Annotated in this window: 16 protein-coding genes; 9 read left to right on the top strand and 7 right to left on the bottom strand. The window is 63.7% G+C overall.

The window, feature by feature from the left end; translation table 11 throughout:
- The first annotated feature begins 26 nt into the window (after positions 1–26).
- Positions 27–1,013, top strand: a complete 987-nt coding sequence (locus EB230_RS16690) for a Dyp-type peroxidase (protein ID WP_172373238.1) — start codon at positions 27–29, stop codon at positions 1,011–1,013.
- Between the two features lie 34 nt (positions 1,014–1,047).
- Here EB230_RS16690 and EB230_RS16685 read toward each other — a convergent pair whose 3' ends face one another.
- Both EB230_RS16685 and EB230_RS16680 read right to left on the bottom strand, forming a co-directional pair.
- Entirely contained in the window at positions 1,048–1,569 is a 522-nt protein-coding gene (locus tag EB230_RS16685; protein WP_172373236.1) for a hypothetical protein, read from the bottom strand.
- A gap of 96 nt (positions 1,570–1,665) precedes the next feature.
- The gene (locus EB230_RS16680) at positions 1,666–3,081 is read right to left on the bottom strand and encodes an FAD-linked oxidase C-terminal domain-containing protein (protein ID WP_172373234.1); all 1,416 of its coding nucleotides are present in this window, start codon (positions 3,079–3,081) and stop codon (positions 1,666–1,668) included.
- Between the two features lie 185 nt (positions 3,082–3,266).
- Here EB230_RS16680 and EB230_RS16675 point away from each other — a divergent pair, with 185 nt between their 5' ends.
- Positions 3,267–3,746, top strand: coding sequence for a thioesterase family protein (locus EB230_RS16675; protein ID WP_056573155.1), 480 nt, complete (start codon positions 3,267–3,269; stop codon positions 3,744–3,746).
- A 260-nt stretch (positions 3,747–4,006) separates the two neighbouring features.
- Positions 4,007–4,204: a hypothetical protein gene (locus tag EB230_RS16670; RefSeq protein WP_056573157.1), complete on the top strand. Its 198-nt coding sequence runs from the start codon at positions 4,007–4,009 to the stop codon at positions 4,202–4,204.
- A gap of 52 nt (positions 4,205–4,256) precedes the next feature.
- Here the strand turns inward: EB230_RS16670 and EB230_RS16665 are convergent, their stop codons facing one another.
- Positions 4,257–4,736 (bottom strand): Lrp/AsnC family transcriptional regulator, encoded by a 480-nt coding sequence (locus tag EB230_RS16665; protein WP_081295126.1) that lies wholly within the window; start codon positions 4,734–4,736, stop codon positions 4,257–4,259.
- An 89-nt stretch (positions 4,737–4,825) separates the two neighbouring features.
- Here EB230_RS16665 and EB230_RS16660 point away from each other — a divergent pair, with 89 nt between their 5' ends.
- The 3 genes from EB230_RS16660 to EB230_RS16650 all read left to right on the top strand — a co-directional run bounded on the left by EB230_RS16660 (position 4,826) and on the right by EB230_RS16650 (position 7,468).
- Positions 4,826–5,734, top strand: a complete 909-nt coding sequence (locus EB230_RS16660) for a DMT family transporter (RefSeq protein WP_172373231.1) — start codon at positions 4,826–4,828, stop codon at positions 5,732–5,734.
- Positions 5,735–5,877: 143 nt separating this feature from the next.
- Positions 5,878–7,029, top strand: a complete 1,152-nt coding sequence (locus tag EB230_RS16655) for a histidine kinase dimerization/phosphoacceptor domain -containing protein (protein WP_281410905.1) — start codon at positions 5,878–5,880, stop codon at positions 7,027–7,029.
- Positions 7,022–7,468 (top strand): response regulator, encoded by a 447-nt coding sequence (locus EB230_RS16650; RefSeq protein ID WP_056573166.1) that lies wholly within the window; start codon positions 7,022–7,024, stop codon positions 7,466–7,468. The genes EB230_RS16655 and EB230_RS16650 overlap by 8 nt, the downstream gene beginning before the upstream one ends.
- Before the next feature lie 4 nt (positions 7,469–7,472).
- Here EB230_RS16650 and EB230_RS16645 read toward each other — a convergent pair whose 3' ends face one another.
- Positions 7,473–8,366 carry a dienelactone hydrolase family protein gene (locus tag EB230_RS16645; RefSeq protein ID WP_056573168.1) on the bottom strand — a complete coding sequence of 298 codons (894 nt, stop codon included), beginning with the start codon at positions 8,364–8,366 and terminating at the stop codon, positions 7,473–7,475.
- A gap of 265 nt (positions 8,367–8,631) precedes the next feature.
- Here EB230_RS16645 and EB230_RS16640 point away from each other — a divergent pair, with 265 nt between their 5' ends.
- Together EB230_RS16640 and EB230_RS16635 are read left to right on the top strand one after the other, a co-directional pair.
- Complete coding sequence (locus tag EB230_RS16640) at positions 8,632–8,787, top strand: hypothetical protein (protein ID WP_081295088.1); 156 nt, start codon at positions 8,632–8,634, stop codon at positions 8,785–8,787.
- A gap of 9 nt (positions 8,788–8,796) precedes the next feature.
- A complete protein-coding gene (locus tag EB230_RS16635; RefSeq protein WP_056573171.1) occupies positions 8,797–9,234 on the top strand; it encodes a hypothetical protein in 438 nt (145 codons plus the stop codon).
- 39 nt (positions 9,235–9,273) lie between these two features.
- Here the strand turns inward: EB230_RS16635 and EB230_RS16630 are convergent, their stop codons facing one another.
- On the bottom strand, positions 9,274–11,592 hold the full coding sequence (locus tag EB230_RS16630; RefSeq protein ID WP_281410904.1) for a glucose/quinate/shikimate family membrane-bound PQQ-dependent dehydrogenase: 2,319 nt from the start codon (positions 11,590–11,592) through the stop codon (positions 9,274–9,276).
- A gap of 260 nt (positions 11,593–11,852) precedes the next feature.
- Here EB230_RS16630 and EB230_RS16625 point away from each other — a divergent pair, with 260 nt between their 5' ends.
- A complete protein-coding gene (locus tag EB230_RS16625; RefSeq protein WP_056573177.1) occupies positions 11,853–14,519 on the top strand; it encodes a UvrD-helicase domain-containing protein in 2,667 nt (888 codons plus the stop codon).
- Between the two features lie 40 nt (positions 14,520–14,559).
- Here EB230_RS16625 and EB230_RS16620 read toward each other — a convergent pair whose 3' ends face one another.
- Together EB230_RS16620 and EB230_RS16615 are read right to left on the bottom strand one after the other, a co-directional pair.
- Entirely contained in the window at positions 14,560–14,874 is a 315-nt protein-coding gene (locus EB230_RS16620) for a hypothetical protein (protein WP_056573180.1), read from the bottom strand.
- Between the two features lie 53 nt (positions 14,875–14,927).
- A complete protein-coding gene (locus EB230_RS16615) occupies positions 14,928–15,683 on the bottom strand; it encodes a DUF4239 domain-containing protein (protein ID WP_056573522.1) in 756 nt (251 codons plus the stop codon).
- Between the last annotated feature and the right edge of the window lie 104 nt (positions 15,684–15,787).

Here is a 15,787-nt window from a genome sequence, read left to right as displayed (position 1 = left end):
AATCCGGGAAAAGCGGAGATTATCGGATGTCGAGCAAGAATTGGGACCGTGTGCCGATCGATGCGCAGAGCGTCGATGCTCCGCTTTCGCAATCGGCGATTTTCCTCGTCGTCACGGTCGCCGCGGAACAGCCGGCCCTGGCCAAGGTTTGTTCCGTGCTCGGCGAGCTTGACGACCTGGTCAAGACTGTCGGGTTCCGCGACCTCGGCGGCCACCTGTCGTGCATTTCCGGCATCGGCCGCGATCTCTGGGACCGTCTCAGCCCGGGCCGGCGGCCGCTGGAACTGAAACCATTCGCGCCGATCAAGGGAGCGGTCCACTCGGCGCCCTCGACACCGGGGGACCTCCTCTTCCACATCCGGTCCGAACGGCCCGACATGTGCTTCGAGTTCGAGCGTATCCTGCTCGACAGGCTTGGTCCCGATGTGACCGTCGTCGACGAGGTGACCGGCTTTCGCTACTTCGATGCCCGCGACCTGCTCGGCTTCGTCGACGGCACCGCCAACCCGACCGGCCTCGACCTGCCCGCCTCGGCGCTCGTGGGCGACGAAGACGGCCATTTTGCCGGCGGCAGCTATGTCGTCGTCCAGAAATATCTGCACGATATGCAGGCCTGGGCGCGCATTCCGACGCCCGAGCAGGAGGCGATCATCGGCCGAACCAAGATCGACAACATCGAGATCGATGATGACGACGCGCCACGCAAATCGCACAAGTCGCTGGCCACGATCGAGGATGCCGACGGCAACGAGTACGACATATTGCGCGACAACATGCCGTTCGGCAGGCCCGGGCAGAACGAGTTCGGCACCTACTTCATCGGCTATAGCAGGTACCTCTGGGTCACGGAGAAAATGCTGCAGCGCATGTATGTCGGCGACCCGCCGGGGGCTTACGACCGGCTGCTCGACGTCTCGACACCGCAGACCGGCACGACATTCTTCGCGCCAACCCGTCCCATGCTGCAAACCCTTGTCCAGAACGCGCAGGACCAAATTCCCGCCGCACGGTAAAGCGGCGGGCCGACAGCCATTGTCCGCAGGGACCTCAGCGTGCGTCGCGCTTGGCTTGCGCCACCTTGGCTGCCTTGCGCTGCCGGCCGAGTTCGGCCGGACGGACCAGCTTTGGCGCCCGCTCATTGGCTACGGCCCGCATACCGTTGTGAGCTGTGCGTGAATTGTGCGCGGGACCATCCGCTGCCGCACCTTGCTTCAAGGCCAGCGCCTTGCGTGCGTTCCCGACCAGGGAAACGCGGGCCGCCAGTTGGCGTCGCCGTTCGGCCTCGCCATTCAGCCGCCGCATGGCCATGGCCAGCACCGCCAGCTTCACTTGCGAGCCACTATCGGACTTTGAAGGTGTAGTGCCTTTCGGCGCACCCTTGCCACGAATCTCGCGCCGACGGCGGTGCGCTTCGGTCTGCGCCTTGTCGCGCCGCTCCCGCAGTAGCTTGACCAGACCGGAAAGGTCGGCGTCGGAAAGGTCCTGCACCGCCGGATGGTGCGACTTTTCCACCAGTTCCCTTTCATCGGCGCTCAGCGCGCGCGCTTCTTCCTTGCGTGAAATGGCCATCACGGTCCTCCTCAGCTGACGTGCCTGTTCTTTCAGGCCGCCTCGGAGCGTCGGCCCGAATGGTGGCGCGGTCAAGACGAGCCTTTTCGTGAGGCCCTACCCCATATCGGGCAATATCTTGCCGGGGTTCATGATGTTTTGCGGGTCCAGCGCCTGCTTGATGGTGCGCATGATGTCGACGCCGTGGCCGAGTTCGCGGCGCAGGAAGCCGATCTTGCCCTGGCCAATGCCGTGCTCGCCGGTGCAGGTGCCATCCATGGCGATCGCCCGCAGATTGAGCCGCGCGACGAACTTTTCCGACAGCGCGATCTCGTTCGGGTCGTTCACATCCATCAGCACCAGCACGTGGAAATTGCCGTCGCCGGCATGGCCGACGATCGGCGCGATCAGGCCCATCTCGGCGATGTCGGCTTCGGTTTCGGTGACACATTCGGCAAAGCGCGAGATCGGCACGCACACGTCGGTCGACAGGCCCTTGGCGCCCGGCCGCAGCGTCAGCGACGACCAGTAGGCATCGTGCCTGGCCTTCCACAGTTTGGTGCGCTCCTCGGCAACGCTGGTCCACAGGAACGGGCCGCCGCCATTTTCCTCGGCGATCATGCCGAACGTCTCGGCTTGCTCGGCTACGCTGGCGTCGCTGCCATGGAACTCGACGAACAGGCACGGGCTCTCGGGATAGTCGAGCTTGGAATAATTCTTCATCGCCCGCATCTGCAACCCGTTGACCAGTTCGATGCGCGCCACCGGAATACCCATCTGGATCGTCGCGATGACGGCGTTGCAGGCCGCCTCTACGCTCGGGAACGGACAGACGCCGCCCGAGATTGCCTGCGGAATGCCTTGCAGCTTCAATGTCAGCGAAGTGATGATGCCGAGTGTGCCTTCCGAGCCGACCAGCAGCCTGGTCAAATCGTAGCCGGCCGAACTCTTTTTGGCCCGCTTGCCGGTCGTCACCGTCTCGCCGTCCGCCATGACCGCCGTCAGCGACAGCACGTTCTCGCGCATCGTGCCGTAGCGCACCGCATTGGTGCCGGAAGCCCGCGTCGCCGCCATGCCGCCAAGCGAGGCATTGGCGCCCGGATCGATCGGAAAGAACAGGCCGGTGTCGCGCAGATGCCGGTTCAGATCCTCGCGTGTCACGCCAGGCTCGACCGTGCAGTCGAGATCTTGCGGGTTGACCGAAAGAATACGGTTCATGCGCGACGTGTCGACCGAAATGCCGCCGCCCGGCGCGTTGGTGTGGCCTTCCAGCGAGGAGCCGACACCGAAGGCGATGACCGGCACGCGATGCGCCGCACAGGCGCGCACGATCTCCTGCACCTCGGCCGTCGTCTCCGGGAAAGCGACGCCGTCGGGCGCCTGCGTCGGGATATAGGTGGTGGTGTGCGCGTGCTGCGAGCGGATGGCCTGCCCCGTCTGGAAGCGCTCGCCCAGCTGTTGCTTGAGGATGCCGAGCACCGCCGCGATGCCTTCCTCGTTGCGTTCGACCGGATTGAGGTCGCTCAGAGCCATGAATTCCTCCGCGAATGGACCAGCGCCCACGCTTGTTTTGCAGCTATGGATGCCTAAAGCAATTCCAGGAAAAGTGCGAAGCGCTTTTCCTGGGAAAGCCGCATGCGCATTCCCTGGGGAATTGCGTCAGAACAAAAGAGCCTCCGCAGTCACACTCTGTCCAGCACCAGAACAAGGAAGTTTCGATGCCCATCCCCGCCCCCTTCGTCTCCAGGCCCATGGACATCGAGAAAGACTGGATCGATTACAACGGCCATCTCAACATGGCCTATTACAACGTCCTGTTCGACCGCTGCTCGGATGAGGCTTTCGAGGCGATGGGCATGGGGCTGGACTATGTGAAGGGGCGCCGTCTCACCATCTACACCGCCGAGGTCCATGTCTGCTACGTCCAGGAACTGCATCTCGACCACAAGGTCACGGTCTCCTTCCAACTCATCGACCATGACGCGAAGCGGCTCAGGTCCTATCAGGAAATCCGCCATGTCGACGGCTGGCTCGCCGCCACTTCCGAGACGCTGTCGCTGCATGTCGACATGGCGGGGCCGAAGGTCGCGCCCTTCCCCGCCGATGTGCTGGCCAGGATCGAAGCCATGCGCGCCGCCCATTCGGTGCTGCCCATGCCGGAGCGTGCCGGCCGCGCGATCGGCATCAAACGCAAGTAGGGCGAAGCCGATATCCATGCGGATTCGGCACGGCCAGGCATTGGGTCTGACTTCAAAGCCACACCCTGAACTCAAAATCGCGGAGCCCCCGATATCCACCGGCAGCGGTGCTTGAAGCGGGTTTGGACCGGCATTAACCTTACCGAGGTTTTAACGGGAACAAGCCAATTGAGCCGTTGAACGACTCAGCGGAGCGGTCGAAAACCATCCGCATAGAGCTGTTTACGAGCGGCGGGGCGAAGCCGGTTCGAGGGACGTGCATGAAAACCGACATCAAGGTCGAGGTGGACAGGCTGGCCGCTGATCCGCGCATATCGGACTATGATTTCTGGCGATCGATCAAGAACGTCGACAATGAAATCTTCCATATCGCCAACAACAACGAGCCGATCCCGTTCGACATGATCCGCTGGCGCAGCATTTTGAAGCGCGCCCGCCTGAAGCGCGGCCACGCATAGCGTCCGCGAGTCGGCATCAGAAAAATCGGGCGACCGAATGGGTCGTACCGTTTCACGGCGGTCGCCTGACTGCCGCCAGCGGTGAACGTGCCGCCACCGGCGATGACTGGATGATGGCCGTATTCGTCATCGCATAGGGGATGATGCGGTCGATCACCCGTTCGAGTTCGGCCACCGAGCCGACATGGGCGAGCGCGATGAAGCAATCCTCGCCGGTCACCCGGTCGCATTGGGCGATCTCCGGCAGCTCGCGAATGATGTCGGCGACGATCGACAATTGTCCCGGCACCGGCCGGATGCGCAGCCACGCCGACAGCGTCAGGCCAAGCGCGGCGGGATTGATCCGGACGCAATAGGCTTCGATGACGCCATTCTCCTGCAGCCGCTTGATGCGCTCGGCGACACTGGGCGCCGACAGGCCAACCGAGCGCGCAAGCTCCGCCGTGCTGGTGCGCGCATCCGTTTCCAGCAGGCGCAGGATTTTCACATCCGCCGCGTCGAGATCGGCATTTTCAGTTCGAAGGCGCTTCAACGAAAACTCCTTTCTTTCGGGAGCGAAATTGCCGGAGAATTCGGCCATTCGCCATATCAAGTAGAAAAACTGCCTGCGATACTGATCCGATGAACGATCAGACGCAAGCGCCAGCTGCCGGCCCTGCCATCAACGGCCCCGTGCTCGGCACCCTGGCGGGAAGGTTGCCGCCGCATGTCTGGTTCGGCGTCAGCGCAATCTTCCACTATCTCGGCCCGGCCTTCGCGGTGCTGCTGTTTCCGCATGTCGGCGTGCTCGGCATGGCGTGGCTGCGCATCGCCACAGCGGCGCTAATCTTCGCGTCGCTGACGCGCCCCTGGCGAAGCTTCACTCGCGCCGATCCCGCAACGCGCCTGCTGCTGCTGGCTTTCGGCGCCTGCCTGGCGGTGATGAATTGCTCGTTCTACCTTGCGCTCGACCGCTTGCCGATCTCGCTGGTGGCGGCGATCGAATTCGTCGGCACCATCGGCGTCGCGCTCGTCGGCCTCAGGAGCGTCCGCAACCTGACTGCCCTTGCCGTCGCGGTTGCCGGCACCTTGATGCTCATCGACGTCAGATGGTCCGATGATCCCGTCGGCCTGTTCTGGGCCTTCCTCAACGGCGCGCTGTTTGTCGGCTACATCGTGCTCGGCCACCGCGTCGCCCGTTCCGGCGCTGGCGACGGCATTGCGGGCCTCGGCGCCGCCATGGCGGTCGCCTTCGTCGTCGTGCTGCCAATCGGCTTCGCGGATGCGCTGCCCGCCTTTTTCTCACCGACGCTGCTGGTCGCCGCCATCGGCGTCGGTATCTGCTCCTCGGTCATCCCCTATATCTGCGACCAGCTTGCCATGTCGCGGTTGCCGCGCTCGAGTTTCGCCCTGATGCTGTCGCTGCTGCCGGTCACGGCAACGCTGATCGGCATCGTCGTGCTGCGCCAGATTCCGAGCCTGATCGATTGCCTCGGCATCGCACTGGTGGTTGCCGGTGTCGCCTTTCACAAGCCTGCGCCCAGCGGCTAGTCGCAGGAAAGCCTTTATCTTCAACTGCTTGCAGAACTGCCGGGTCGGTTCCCGATCTCGCCTGACTGCGACAAGACGCTTAAGATTGAACCAATTTCGCCTTTAAGCCGTTGTCCCCTACGAAAACGGCTTGGAGTGACACCATGGACTGGAAACGGACCAGGGAGCCTGCCGACGCTTGGCACATGACGGATGACCTTCATGTCGAGCATGGCAAGGGCGACCCGTTCGCGGCGGCGATTCGCGCTACCCGTATGTCGATGATCATCACCGATCCTCGGCGGCCTGATAACCCGATTGTCTTTGCCAATGACGCTTTCCTGCGGCTGACCGGCTATGAGCGACAGGAAGTGCTGGGCAAGAACTGCCGCTTCCTGCAGGGGCCGAAAACCGACAAGGCCGCTGTCGAGCAAATCCGCGCGGCGATCGCGGACAACGCCGATGTCAGCGTCGACATCCTGAATTACCGCAAGGATGGTTCGACCTTCTGGAACGCGCTCTACATCAGCCCTGTCTCCAACGACAAAGGCGAGGTGCAGTTCTTTTTCGCCTCGCAACTCGATGTCTCGGATCGCAAGCGCTCGGAACATCGCATCACCGCCGACAAGGATCGCTTCGAGAAAGCGGTGAAGGAACGCACCGCCGAGCTGGAAGCAGCCCTTGAGGCGCAAACCACCTTGCTGCACGAAGTCGATCATCGGGTGAAAAACAATCTGCAGATGATCTCATCGCTCATCATCATGCAGCGCCGGACCATAAAGGATGAAGCGATCAGGCATTCGTTGACCACCATGCTGGAGCGCATCGAGGCACTCAGCACCGTGCATCGCCGGCTCTACCAGTCGAAGGATGTCAGCCGGTTCGACGTCTCGGATTTCGCCAAGGACCTGGTGACGGATCTTCTGACGGCGTCGGGGCGATCCGGGATCAAGTCGAACCTTGAGCTCGAACCCATTGTGATTTCGGCAGAGAAGGCGACGCCTGTCGCGCTGATGGTCAATGAACTCGTCACCAATGCCTTGAAGCATGCTTTCAAGGAAGGGCCGGACGGGACCACGGCGGGCCGTATCGGCATCAAGATGAGCCAGCCCGACGGCCATTTCAACATCGAGGTCTCGGACGATGGCGTCGGCATGGCCGAAGCCAATGGCGATGCCTCGTTCGGCATGCGGCTAATCAAATCGCTCGCCCGCCAGTTGCACGCCGATATCGAATGGCGTGACGCCGGCCCCGGCACCAAGGTCGTGATCTCGATGCCAAACGAACCGCAGCAAAAAGGACACTCCCATGACTGAACCACTCAAGGTCCTGATCGTCGAGGACGAAGCGCTGTTGGCGATGGAACTGGAAAGCCTTGTCGAGGAAGCCGGCCATAGCGTCGTCGGCTGGGCGACGTCTTCGGCGGAAGCAAAAAGCATGGTCGAGTCCACGGATGCCGACATCGCCTTTGTCGACATCCACCTTACCGACGGTCCGACCGGCGTCGACGTGGCCCACTATATCGGCGAAAAGAAACGTTCGATGGTGGTGTTCATGACCGCCAATCCGAAGCGAATCCCCGACCATTTCGCCGGCGCTATCGGCGTCATCGCCAAGCCCTATACGATGAACGGGCTGACGTCGGCGTTGCGGTACCTGCAGGAGGGCGTGCGCCGCCCGCCTCCGGTTTCGACACGTCCAGCCGGATTCACCCTGTCGCCGGCCTACGCGGCGGTCTGGGCGCCAGCGGCCTGACGTCCTACGCCAGTTTCTCCTTCAGGAAGGCGATCGTCCTGCCCCAGGCGAGATCGGCCGCCTTCTTGTCATAACGCGCGGCCGACGTATCGTTGTTGAAGGCATGGTTGGCGCCTTCATAAACATAGACCGTGTATTCGACATGGGCGGCATCGAGCTCCTTCTTGAAGGCGTCGATGCCGGCATTGGTGCGATCGTCGAGGCCGGCATAGTGCAGCAGCAGCGCGGCCTTGATCTTCGACACATCGGCGGCCTTCGGCTGCATGCCGTAATAGGCGACGCTCGCCGCGAGATCCGGCGCATTGACGGCCAGCATGTTGGCCGTGCCGCCGCCCCAGCAGAAGCCAATGGCGCCGACCTTGCCATTGCCGTCCTTGTCGGCCTTCAGGAAAGCGACGGTCGCGACGCCGTTGGCGACAGTCTGCGCCGGGTCGAGCTTCGTGAACATGTCACGCGCCTTGTCCTCATCGGCGGGTGTGCCGCCAAGCGGCGACAGGAAATCCGGCGCCAGCGCCACGAACCCCTCCAGCGCCACGCGCCGGGCGACGTCGCGTATATGCGGGTTGAGCCCCCTGTTTTCATGGATGACGATGACGGAGCCGAGCTTGCCGGCCTGGTTTGCCGGTTTGACCAGATAGCCCTTCATCTCGCCGCCGCTGCCCGGATAGGTGATCTCCTCGCCTTTCACCCGCGGATCGTTGTCGGCGACGATTGCCGCGTGGGCGGAGTTCGCCGCCAGCATCGGCGCGATCGCGGCCGCCGCGGCACCCGATCCGGCAAGCCTGGTCAGCTGTTCCATGAAGCGCCGGCGGTCGAGCGTCAGATGCGTGTATTCGTCATAGGCGTCGATCATCGCCTGGGTGATGGCGGGCTTGTCGGTGGCGGTGGATTTGGTCATTGGCGCACTCCTCGGTCTCGCTATCTCGATGCGACGTCCCGTCGTTCGCAAGATAGGGGTGGGCCTTGCATCGTCCAGTCACGGAGCGGTGACGCCCCGTCTCTCCGGCAAGGCGCGGCGCCATCATCCCAATTGGCGTCATCACAATTTTGTCATCGACGACAAATCTTGATGGCACCGCCACAATAGTGGGGGAAACTGACCATACGGCCGCCCCATGGCGCGGCCACGGTCCTGAAAGGATCGATCTGAAAGGAAGCCGCCGATGACCATGCCCTCGCCGATCCTGGCAACCGCCTTTATCGTTGCCGCAGCCGCGATCCTGGCGATGCGCGCGGCCTTTGTAGCGGCGAGCCGGAAGTCCATGGTCAAGGTCCGCGTCCGCCAGCGCCATCCGGCAAACACGAAAACCAAGGGTTGAGGTGAAGTCATGGACGTACAGGATATCGTGAACACCGTTTCGCAGAAGGCCGGCCTTGACCAGGCAACGACGGAAAAGGTCGTCGGCACCATTTTCTCGGTACTGGAGCACGAGGCGGAAGGCACCAGCGCCTCATCCTTCTTCGCCAAGATTCCGGGCGCCGATGCACTGGCACAGAAATATGACGTCATGGCCGCCGCCCCTGCCGGCGGCGGTGGCGGCTTCCTGTCCTCGCTGCAAGGCGCGCTTGGCGGCGTTCTCGGCGAGAAGGCGGGCGCGCTGGTCAACGGCCTCGCTGCCCTCAAGGCATCCGGCCTCGATCTGGCGCAGATCCAGAAGGCTGGCGAGACGCTGGTCCAGCAAGCCGAAGCCGCGGCCGGCCCCGATCTGACCAACCAGGTGCTGGGCTCGGTGCCCAGCCTGAAAAGCCATCTCGGGCTCGGCTGATCGTCAATTCGCCGAGCTTGCCCCTAGGCAACCCACTGCCTACTTGGGCAGCGCGTAAGCCATCACATAATCCCCTGGCTTGGTGCCGACCGAGCCGTGGCCGCCGGCGACGATGACCACGAACTGGCGTCCGTCGGCGACCGTATAGGTCATCGGCGTCGACTGACCGCCGGCAGGCAGCCGCGCCCGCCAGAGCTGCTTGCCCGACGTCAGGTCGTAGGCGCGCAGATAATCGTCGACCGCGGCACCAAGGAAGGCGACGCCACCGGCGGTGATCATCGGCCCGCCAATGCCGGGCACCCCGACCTTCAGCGGCAGCGGCAGTGGCGTCATGTCGTAGACGGTGCCGTTGCGGTGCTTGTAGTTGATCGTGCCGGTCCTGAGATCCACCCCGGCGACATACCCCCACGGTGGCGCCTGGCAGGGAACGCCGAGGGGAGACAGGAACGGCCCCATCACAACCGCATAGGGCGCGCCTTCATTGCGGTTGAGCCCCTGCTCGCTGCCCTTGGTGTCGTCGCCCGGCGCCGGCACGTCGGCGCGCGGAACGAGCCTGGACGTGAAGGCGAGATAGGTCGGCATGCCGAACATCACCTGCCGCACCGGATCGACCGCTACGCCACCCCAGTTGAAGGTGCCGAAATTACCGGGATAGATCAGCGATCCCTGCACCGAGGGCGGCGTATAGCGGCCTTCGTAGCGCAGTTTGTGGAAGGCGATGCGGCAGGCCAGCTGGTCGAACATGGTGATCCCCCACATGTCGGCTTCGATCAGCGGCTTCGGGTTGAAGGAGAGATCGGACGAAGGCTGCGTCGGCGACGCATGGTCGCCCTCGATGGCGCCGCCGGGCGCCGGCACTTCCTTGACCGCGATCACCGGCTCGCCGGTGCGCCGGTCGAGCACATAGAGGTCGCCCTGCTTGGTCGGCCCGACCAGCGCGGGCACGATCGTGCCGTCGGCCTTGGTGATGTCGATCAGGCTCGGCTGCGCCGGCACGTCCATGTCCCACAGGTCGTGGTGCACCGTCTGCCGCACCCATTTCAACTGCCCGGTATTGAGATCGAGCGCGGTGATCGAGGAGGAGAACTTCTCGACATTGGCGCTGCGTCCGGCGCCGAGCTGGTCCGGCGTCTGGTTGCCGAGCGGCACGTAAAGCAGGCCAAGCTTCTCGTCGGCGCTCGGCGTCGACCACATGTTGGGCGAGTTGGCGGTGTAGGTCTGGCCGGCCGGCAGCGGCGTCGTCTGGTCCGGATTGCCGGAATCCCAGTTCCACAGCAGCTTGCCCGTGCTCGCATCATAGGCGCGGATAACGCCCGACGGCTCCTGCGTCGAATAATTGTCGTTGACCGCGCCGCCGACGATGATCTTGCCGCCCGCGATCAGCGGCGCCGAGGTCGAATAGTAATAGCCTGATTTGGGGTATGGCATGTTGGTCAAGAGATTGAGTGTGCCGGCCTCGGCGAAGGCGGGACAGACCTGCCCGTTGGCGGCGTCGAGCGCGATCAGCCGGGCATCCGAGGTCGGCAGGTAGACGCGGGTCGCGCAAGGCTGGCCGGCGGCGCCGGCGGCATCGGCATAATAGGACACGCCGCGGCAGGTCTGGTGCTGGCGGTCCTTGTCGAGCTTGATCTTGGGGTCGTAGCGCCATTTTTCCTTGCCGGTCGCGGCGTCGACCGCGATGGCGAAATTGTGCGGCGTGCATATATAGAGCGTGTCGCCGATCTTGAGCGGTGTCACCTGGTATGTGGTCTCGCCGACATCGTCCGGCCCCTTCACGTCGCCGGTGCGATAGGTCCAGGCCGGCTGCAGATTGGCGACATTGTCCGGCGTGATCTGGTCGAGCGGCGAATAGCGCTGGCCGAATTGCGTGCGGCCATAGAAGTGCCACTCGCCGGCCGGCACGTCGCCGCCGAGATTGGCGTTGGGGGTCACCTTGTCGGTGTCAAGCGCGCCGGCGATGTCCTTCGGGTCCGTGGTCATCGAATAGCCGGCCACCGCCAGTGAGGCCAGCACGGCCAGGATCAGCGGCGCGCGCCCGTCAGGACCGGCAAGGCCCCGCCGCGCCCACGGCGTCAGCAGCCATAGCGCCACCAGCACGATGATGCCGCCGCGCGGGCCGAGTTCCCACCAGTCGAAGCCGGTTTCCCACACCGCCCAGGCCAGCGTGCCGAGCACGATCGCCGCGTAGAGCCACAGCGCGGTGGAGCGGCGCCGGTAGAACAGCCATGCGGTGATCAGGAACGCGAGGCCCGATATGATGTAGTACCAGCTGCCGCCCAGCGAGGCCAGCCAGATGCCGCCAGCGCCAATTGTCAGACCGAGGAGAAAGAGAACAAGGGAGGTGATGGTTACAGCCAAGATGATACTCCTTCGACTGTTGCGCGCTTCTCGCGGCCATGGGCAACCCGGCATTGCGTTCCTGCCCGGCACACAACTTTCTCCCGCCCGCCTCGCCTGTCAAGCTTGTGCCACGGGCCCAGGGGCAGTGCTCGGTCTAGCTGCAAATGCGCGGCGGGTTGAGCGTCATGCGTGCCAAGGTGGCCGGATAAGCGGCTTTACCGGGAACAAAACGTAGACAGTTCTGGTCTTTCCCAACCGAATCACTACATTCGGGGACGATGTCCGGCTTTTCCGAAGACATGCCCTTTTTCGACGAACCCAATGCGCGGCCCACGGCCCCGTCGGGCATTGCCGCGCGCGCCATGGCTGCCCGCGGCGGCCACAACAATGCGCCGGACTATCTCCGGGGGCTGAATCCGGAACAAAGGCTGGCGGTGGAGACCACCGAGGGTCCTGTTCTGGTGCTGGCCGGCGCCGGCACCGGCAAGACGCGCGTGCTCACCACCCGCATCGCCCATATTCTCGCCACGGGGAAAGCCTTCCCCTCGCAGATTCTGGCCGTGACCTTCACCAACAAGGCCGCGCGCGAGATGAAACAGCGCATCGGCATTCTGATCGGCGAAGGCAATGTCGAGGGCATGCCGTGGCTGGGCACCTTCCACTCGATCGGCGTGAAGCTGCTGCGCCGCCATGCCGAGCTCGCGGGTCTGCGTTCCGACTTCACCATCCTCGACACCGACGATGTCGTGCGGCTGATCAAGCAGCTGATCCAGGCCGAGGGCCTCGACGACAAGCGCTGGCCGGCCAAACAGTTCGCGCAGATGATCGACGGCTGGAAGAACAAGGGCCTCGGCCCCGCCGAAATCCCCGAGGGCGACGCACGCAGCTTCGCCAACGGCAAGGGCCGCGAGCTCTACAAGGCCTATCAGGAGCGGCTGCAGACGCTGAACGCCTGCGACTTCGGCGACCTGCTCTGTCACCCGATCCGCATCTTCCGGGCCAATCCGGATGTGCTGAAGGACTATCACCGGCGCTTCAAATACATCCTCGTCGACGAATACCAGGACACCAACACCGCCCAGTACATGTGGCTGCGCCTGCTGGCACAGCGGTCGGACAGCGGGCGTGGGTCAACGTCGACGGATCTGCGATCGGCCGAAGGCCGCAAGCCCGACCAGGCGTCGGCCGGCCAAGCCGCCCCCGCGGAGGCCCGCGAGCGAAGCTCGCGTGCGGCCGTGAGCGAAAACAAAGTCAACATCTGCTGCGTCGGCGACGACGATCAGTCGATCTATGGCTGGCGCGGCGCCGAGGTCGACAACATCCTGCGCTTCGACAAGGATTTTCCCGGCGCCACCATCATAAGGCTCGAGCGCAACTACCGCTCGACCGCGCATATACTCGGCGCTGCTTCGCATCTCATCGCCCACAATGAGGGCCGTTTCGGCAAGACGCTGTTTACTGACCGCAACGACCCCGAGGACGGCAAGGTCAATGTCCACGCCGCCTGGGATTCCGAGGAGGAAGCCCGTGCCATCGGCGAGACCATCGAGGCCTATCAGCGCCAGAAGCATAATCTCAACGACATGGCGATCCTGGTGCGGGCGTCCTTCCAGATGCGCGCCTTCGAGGACCGCTTCATCACGCTCGGCCTGAACTACCGCGTTATCGGCGGCCCGCGCTTCTACGAGCGCATGGAAATCCGCGACGCGCTGGCCTTCTTCCGCGTCGTTGCCAACAGCGGCGACGACCTCGCCTTCGAGCGCATCGTCAATGTGCCGAAGCGCGGCCTGGGCGAAGCCACCATACGCCAGATCCACGACACGGCGCGCGCCCTGCGCATTCCGATGCTGGAGGCCGCCGGCAATCTCGCCGAAAGCGACGAGTTGAAGCCGAAGCCGCGCGCCGCTTTGCGCGAAGTGGCCGCCAATTTCGAGCGCTGGCAGAAGGCGCTGGAAACCAAGCCGCACACCGAACTCGCCGAGACCATTCTCGAGGAGAGCGGCTATACCGACATGTGGAAGAACGACCGCTCGGCCGAAGCGCCGGGTCGGCTGGAGAACCTGAAGGAACTGATCCGCTCCATGGAGGAGTACGAGTCGCTGCGCTCGTTCCTCGAACATGTGGCGCTGGTCATGGATGCCGAGCAGAATGCCGGGCAGGACGCCGTCTCCATCATGACACTGCATTCGGCCAAGGGCCTCGAATTCGAGACGGTTTTTCTCCCCGGCTGGGAGGAAGGCCTCTTTCCCCACCAGCGCGCGCTCGATGAGGGCGGCCGCTCCGGGCTGGAGGAAGAGCGCCGGCTGGCCTATGTCGGCCTCACCCGGGCCAAGAAGAACCTGCATATCTGGTTCGTCTCCAACCGCCTCATCCACGGGCTCTGGCAATCGACCATCCCGTCGCGCTTCCTCGAGGAGCTGCCGGAGGCCCATGTCGAGGTCGCGGAAAGCGGCAACAGCTATGGCGGCTATGGCAATTCCTACGGCGGCGGCTCATTCGCCTCCGGCCGCGGCGGCCGCCAGAACCCCTACGGCGCGTCGCGCTTCGACAATGTTGGCGCCAACAATGGCGGCACCGAGAAATCCGGCGCCTTCTCCAACACCTATTCTACGCCCGGCTGGCAGCGCGCGCAGGCCAACCGCACCGAGGCGACAGACCGCAACTGGGGTTCGCGCTCCGGCCACCAGGTCGAGCGCATCGGCTATGGCGAGACAGACAGCGGCTACGGCGCCGGCCGCACGAGCGTAAAGGGCCGCACCATCGACGGCGAACTGGTCGCCAAATCCGTCTCCGACACGCCGTCCGCCTTCAGCGTCGGCGACCGCGTCTTCCACCAGAAGTTCGGCAACGGCAATATCTCGGCCATCGAGGGCAACAAGCTGACCATCGACTTCGACAAGGCAGGGCAGAAACGCGTGCTGGACGGGTTCGTCGCGGCGGTGTGAACCGAACCCTGCGGGCTTCGCGCAAAGCCGGCGAAGGCAATCAATCCACCTTCTTCTCCCCCCGCTCGCCGGCCTTGACGATATCGCCCGTCGTGAACAGGATTTCCTTCAGTTCCGCCCGCCAGTCCTTCTTCTGGCGCAGCAGGAATTCCAGATCCATGCCGAAATGCTTGAACTCCTCGCCTTGTGCGTTCTTCATGATCGCCTTGGCCTGAGGGTCCTTCTCCACCGAAATGCGCTGTTCGTACCAGCCGATCGCTTCCGCCTCCTCGATCAGCGAGGTGATCATGCGGGCAAAGGTCCGCACCTTCTGCGGCAGTTCTTCAGGCGGCTCGTGATACTGGTCGAAACCCATGTCGTCCTCCGTGGTTCACTCCATGAATGCCTGGGAATGGTGCCGGTTCCGCATCATCGCTGCAATTCGGCCAATGCCCTTTCCAGCGGCGCCGACGAAATCTGGATCGGTCCGGAGAACGCCACATCCATGTCCAGGATCAGGTAGATCGCCCCGGCGATCAGCGCGGCCGATACTATGAGGGTTCCGGCGGTGATTGTATTCTTCGGTGCCCTGAACCCGAAACTGGCGAAGATCAGCGCCAGCCAGGTGACCAGCATGGCGATCAGCGGCCAGGGAATCGTACCCTCCGACTGCTCGACAAGGACCCAGCGCAGTTCCAGCACCTTCTGCAGGCGCTGGCGTCCATCCTGCAGAAGGGAACCGCGTACAGCGTCGGGAGGGGTCAGCCCATTCAGCCGCACGCCAATCTCCGTCAGCAGGCGTTCGGACAGCTGATTGGCGGCGATGGTCGTTTCGCTATCTTGCGACGAGGTCTCCACCACCCGCTGCACATAGGCGACCAATGGTTGGCGCACCGCGTCGGTTTCCGGGCCATACTGGCGCAAGGTCCTGTCGAGCAGGATCAGCTCCGTCGCATAGGCGTGCACGTTGTGATCGATCGATTCGAAGGTGTTCTTGGCCGAGTTGATCATCAGGCCGAGTATCAGCGAGGTCATGACCCCGAACAGATTGGCGGCGAGCCTAACCACCGTGTTCGTGTCGTCATCACGATGCCTGGCCGGCAATCTCGGCCAGATCGTCATGCTGGCGAACGCCGACGCCGCCAGGCACAGGAAAATCACCAATGCGATCAAGGCTTCGCGCATGAAGCGCATTTCTGCACGGGACGCACCAATTGCCAATGCCAGGGCGACCCATCGAAGGCGAAAGTCGAGGGTATTCGTGGTTCCAATGCGATATGGCAGCGCCT

Source organism: Mesorhizobium sp. NZP2234, from assembly GCF_013170765.1.
GTDB classification, from domain to species: domain Bacteria; phylum Pseudomonadota; class Alphaproteobacteria; order Rhizobiales; family Rhizobiaceae; genus Mesorhizobium; species Mesorhizobium loti_D.
This window is presented reverse-complemented; position numbering and strand designations above follow the sequence as displayed.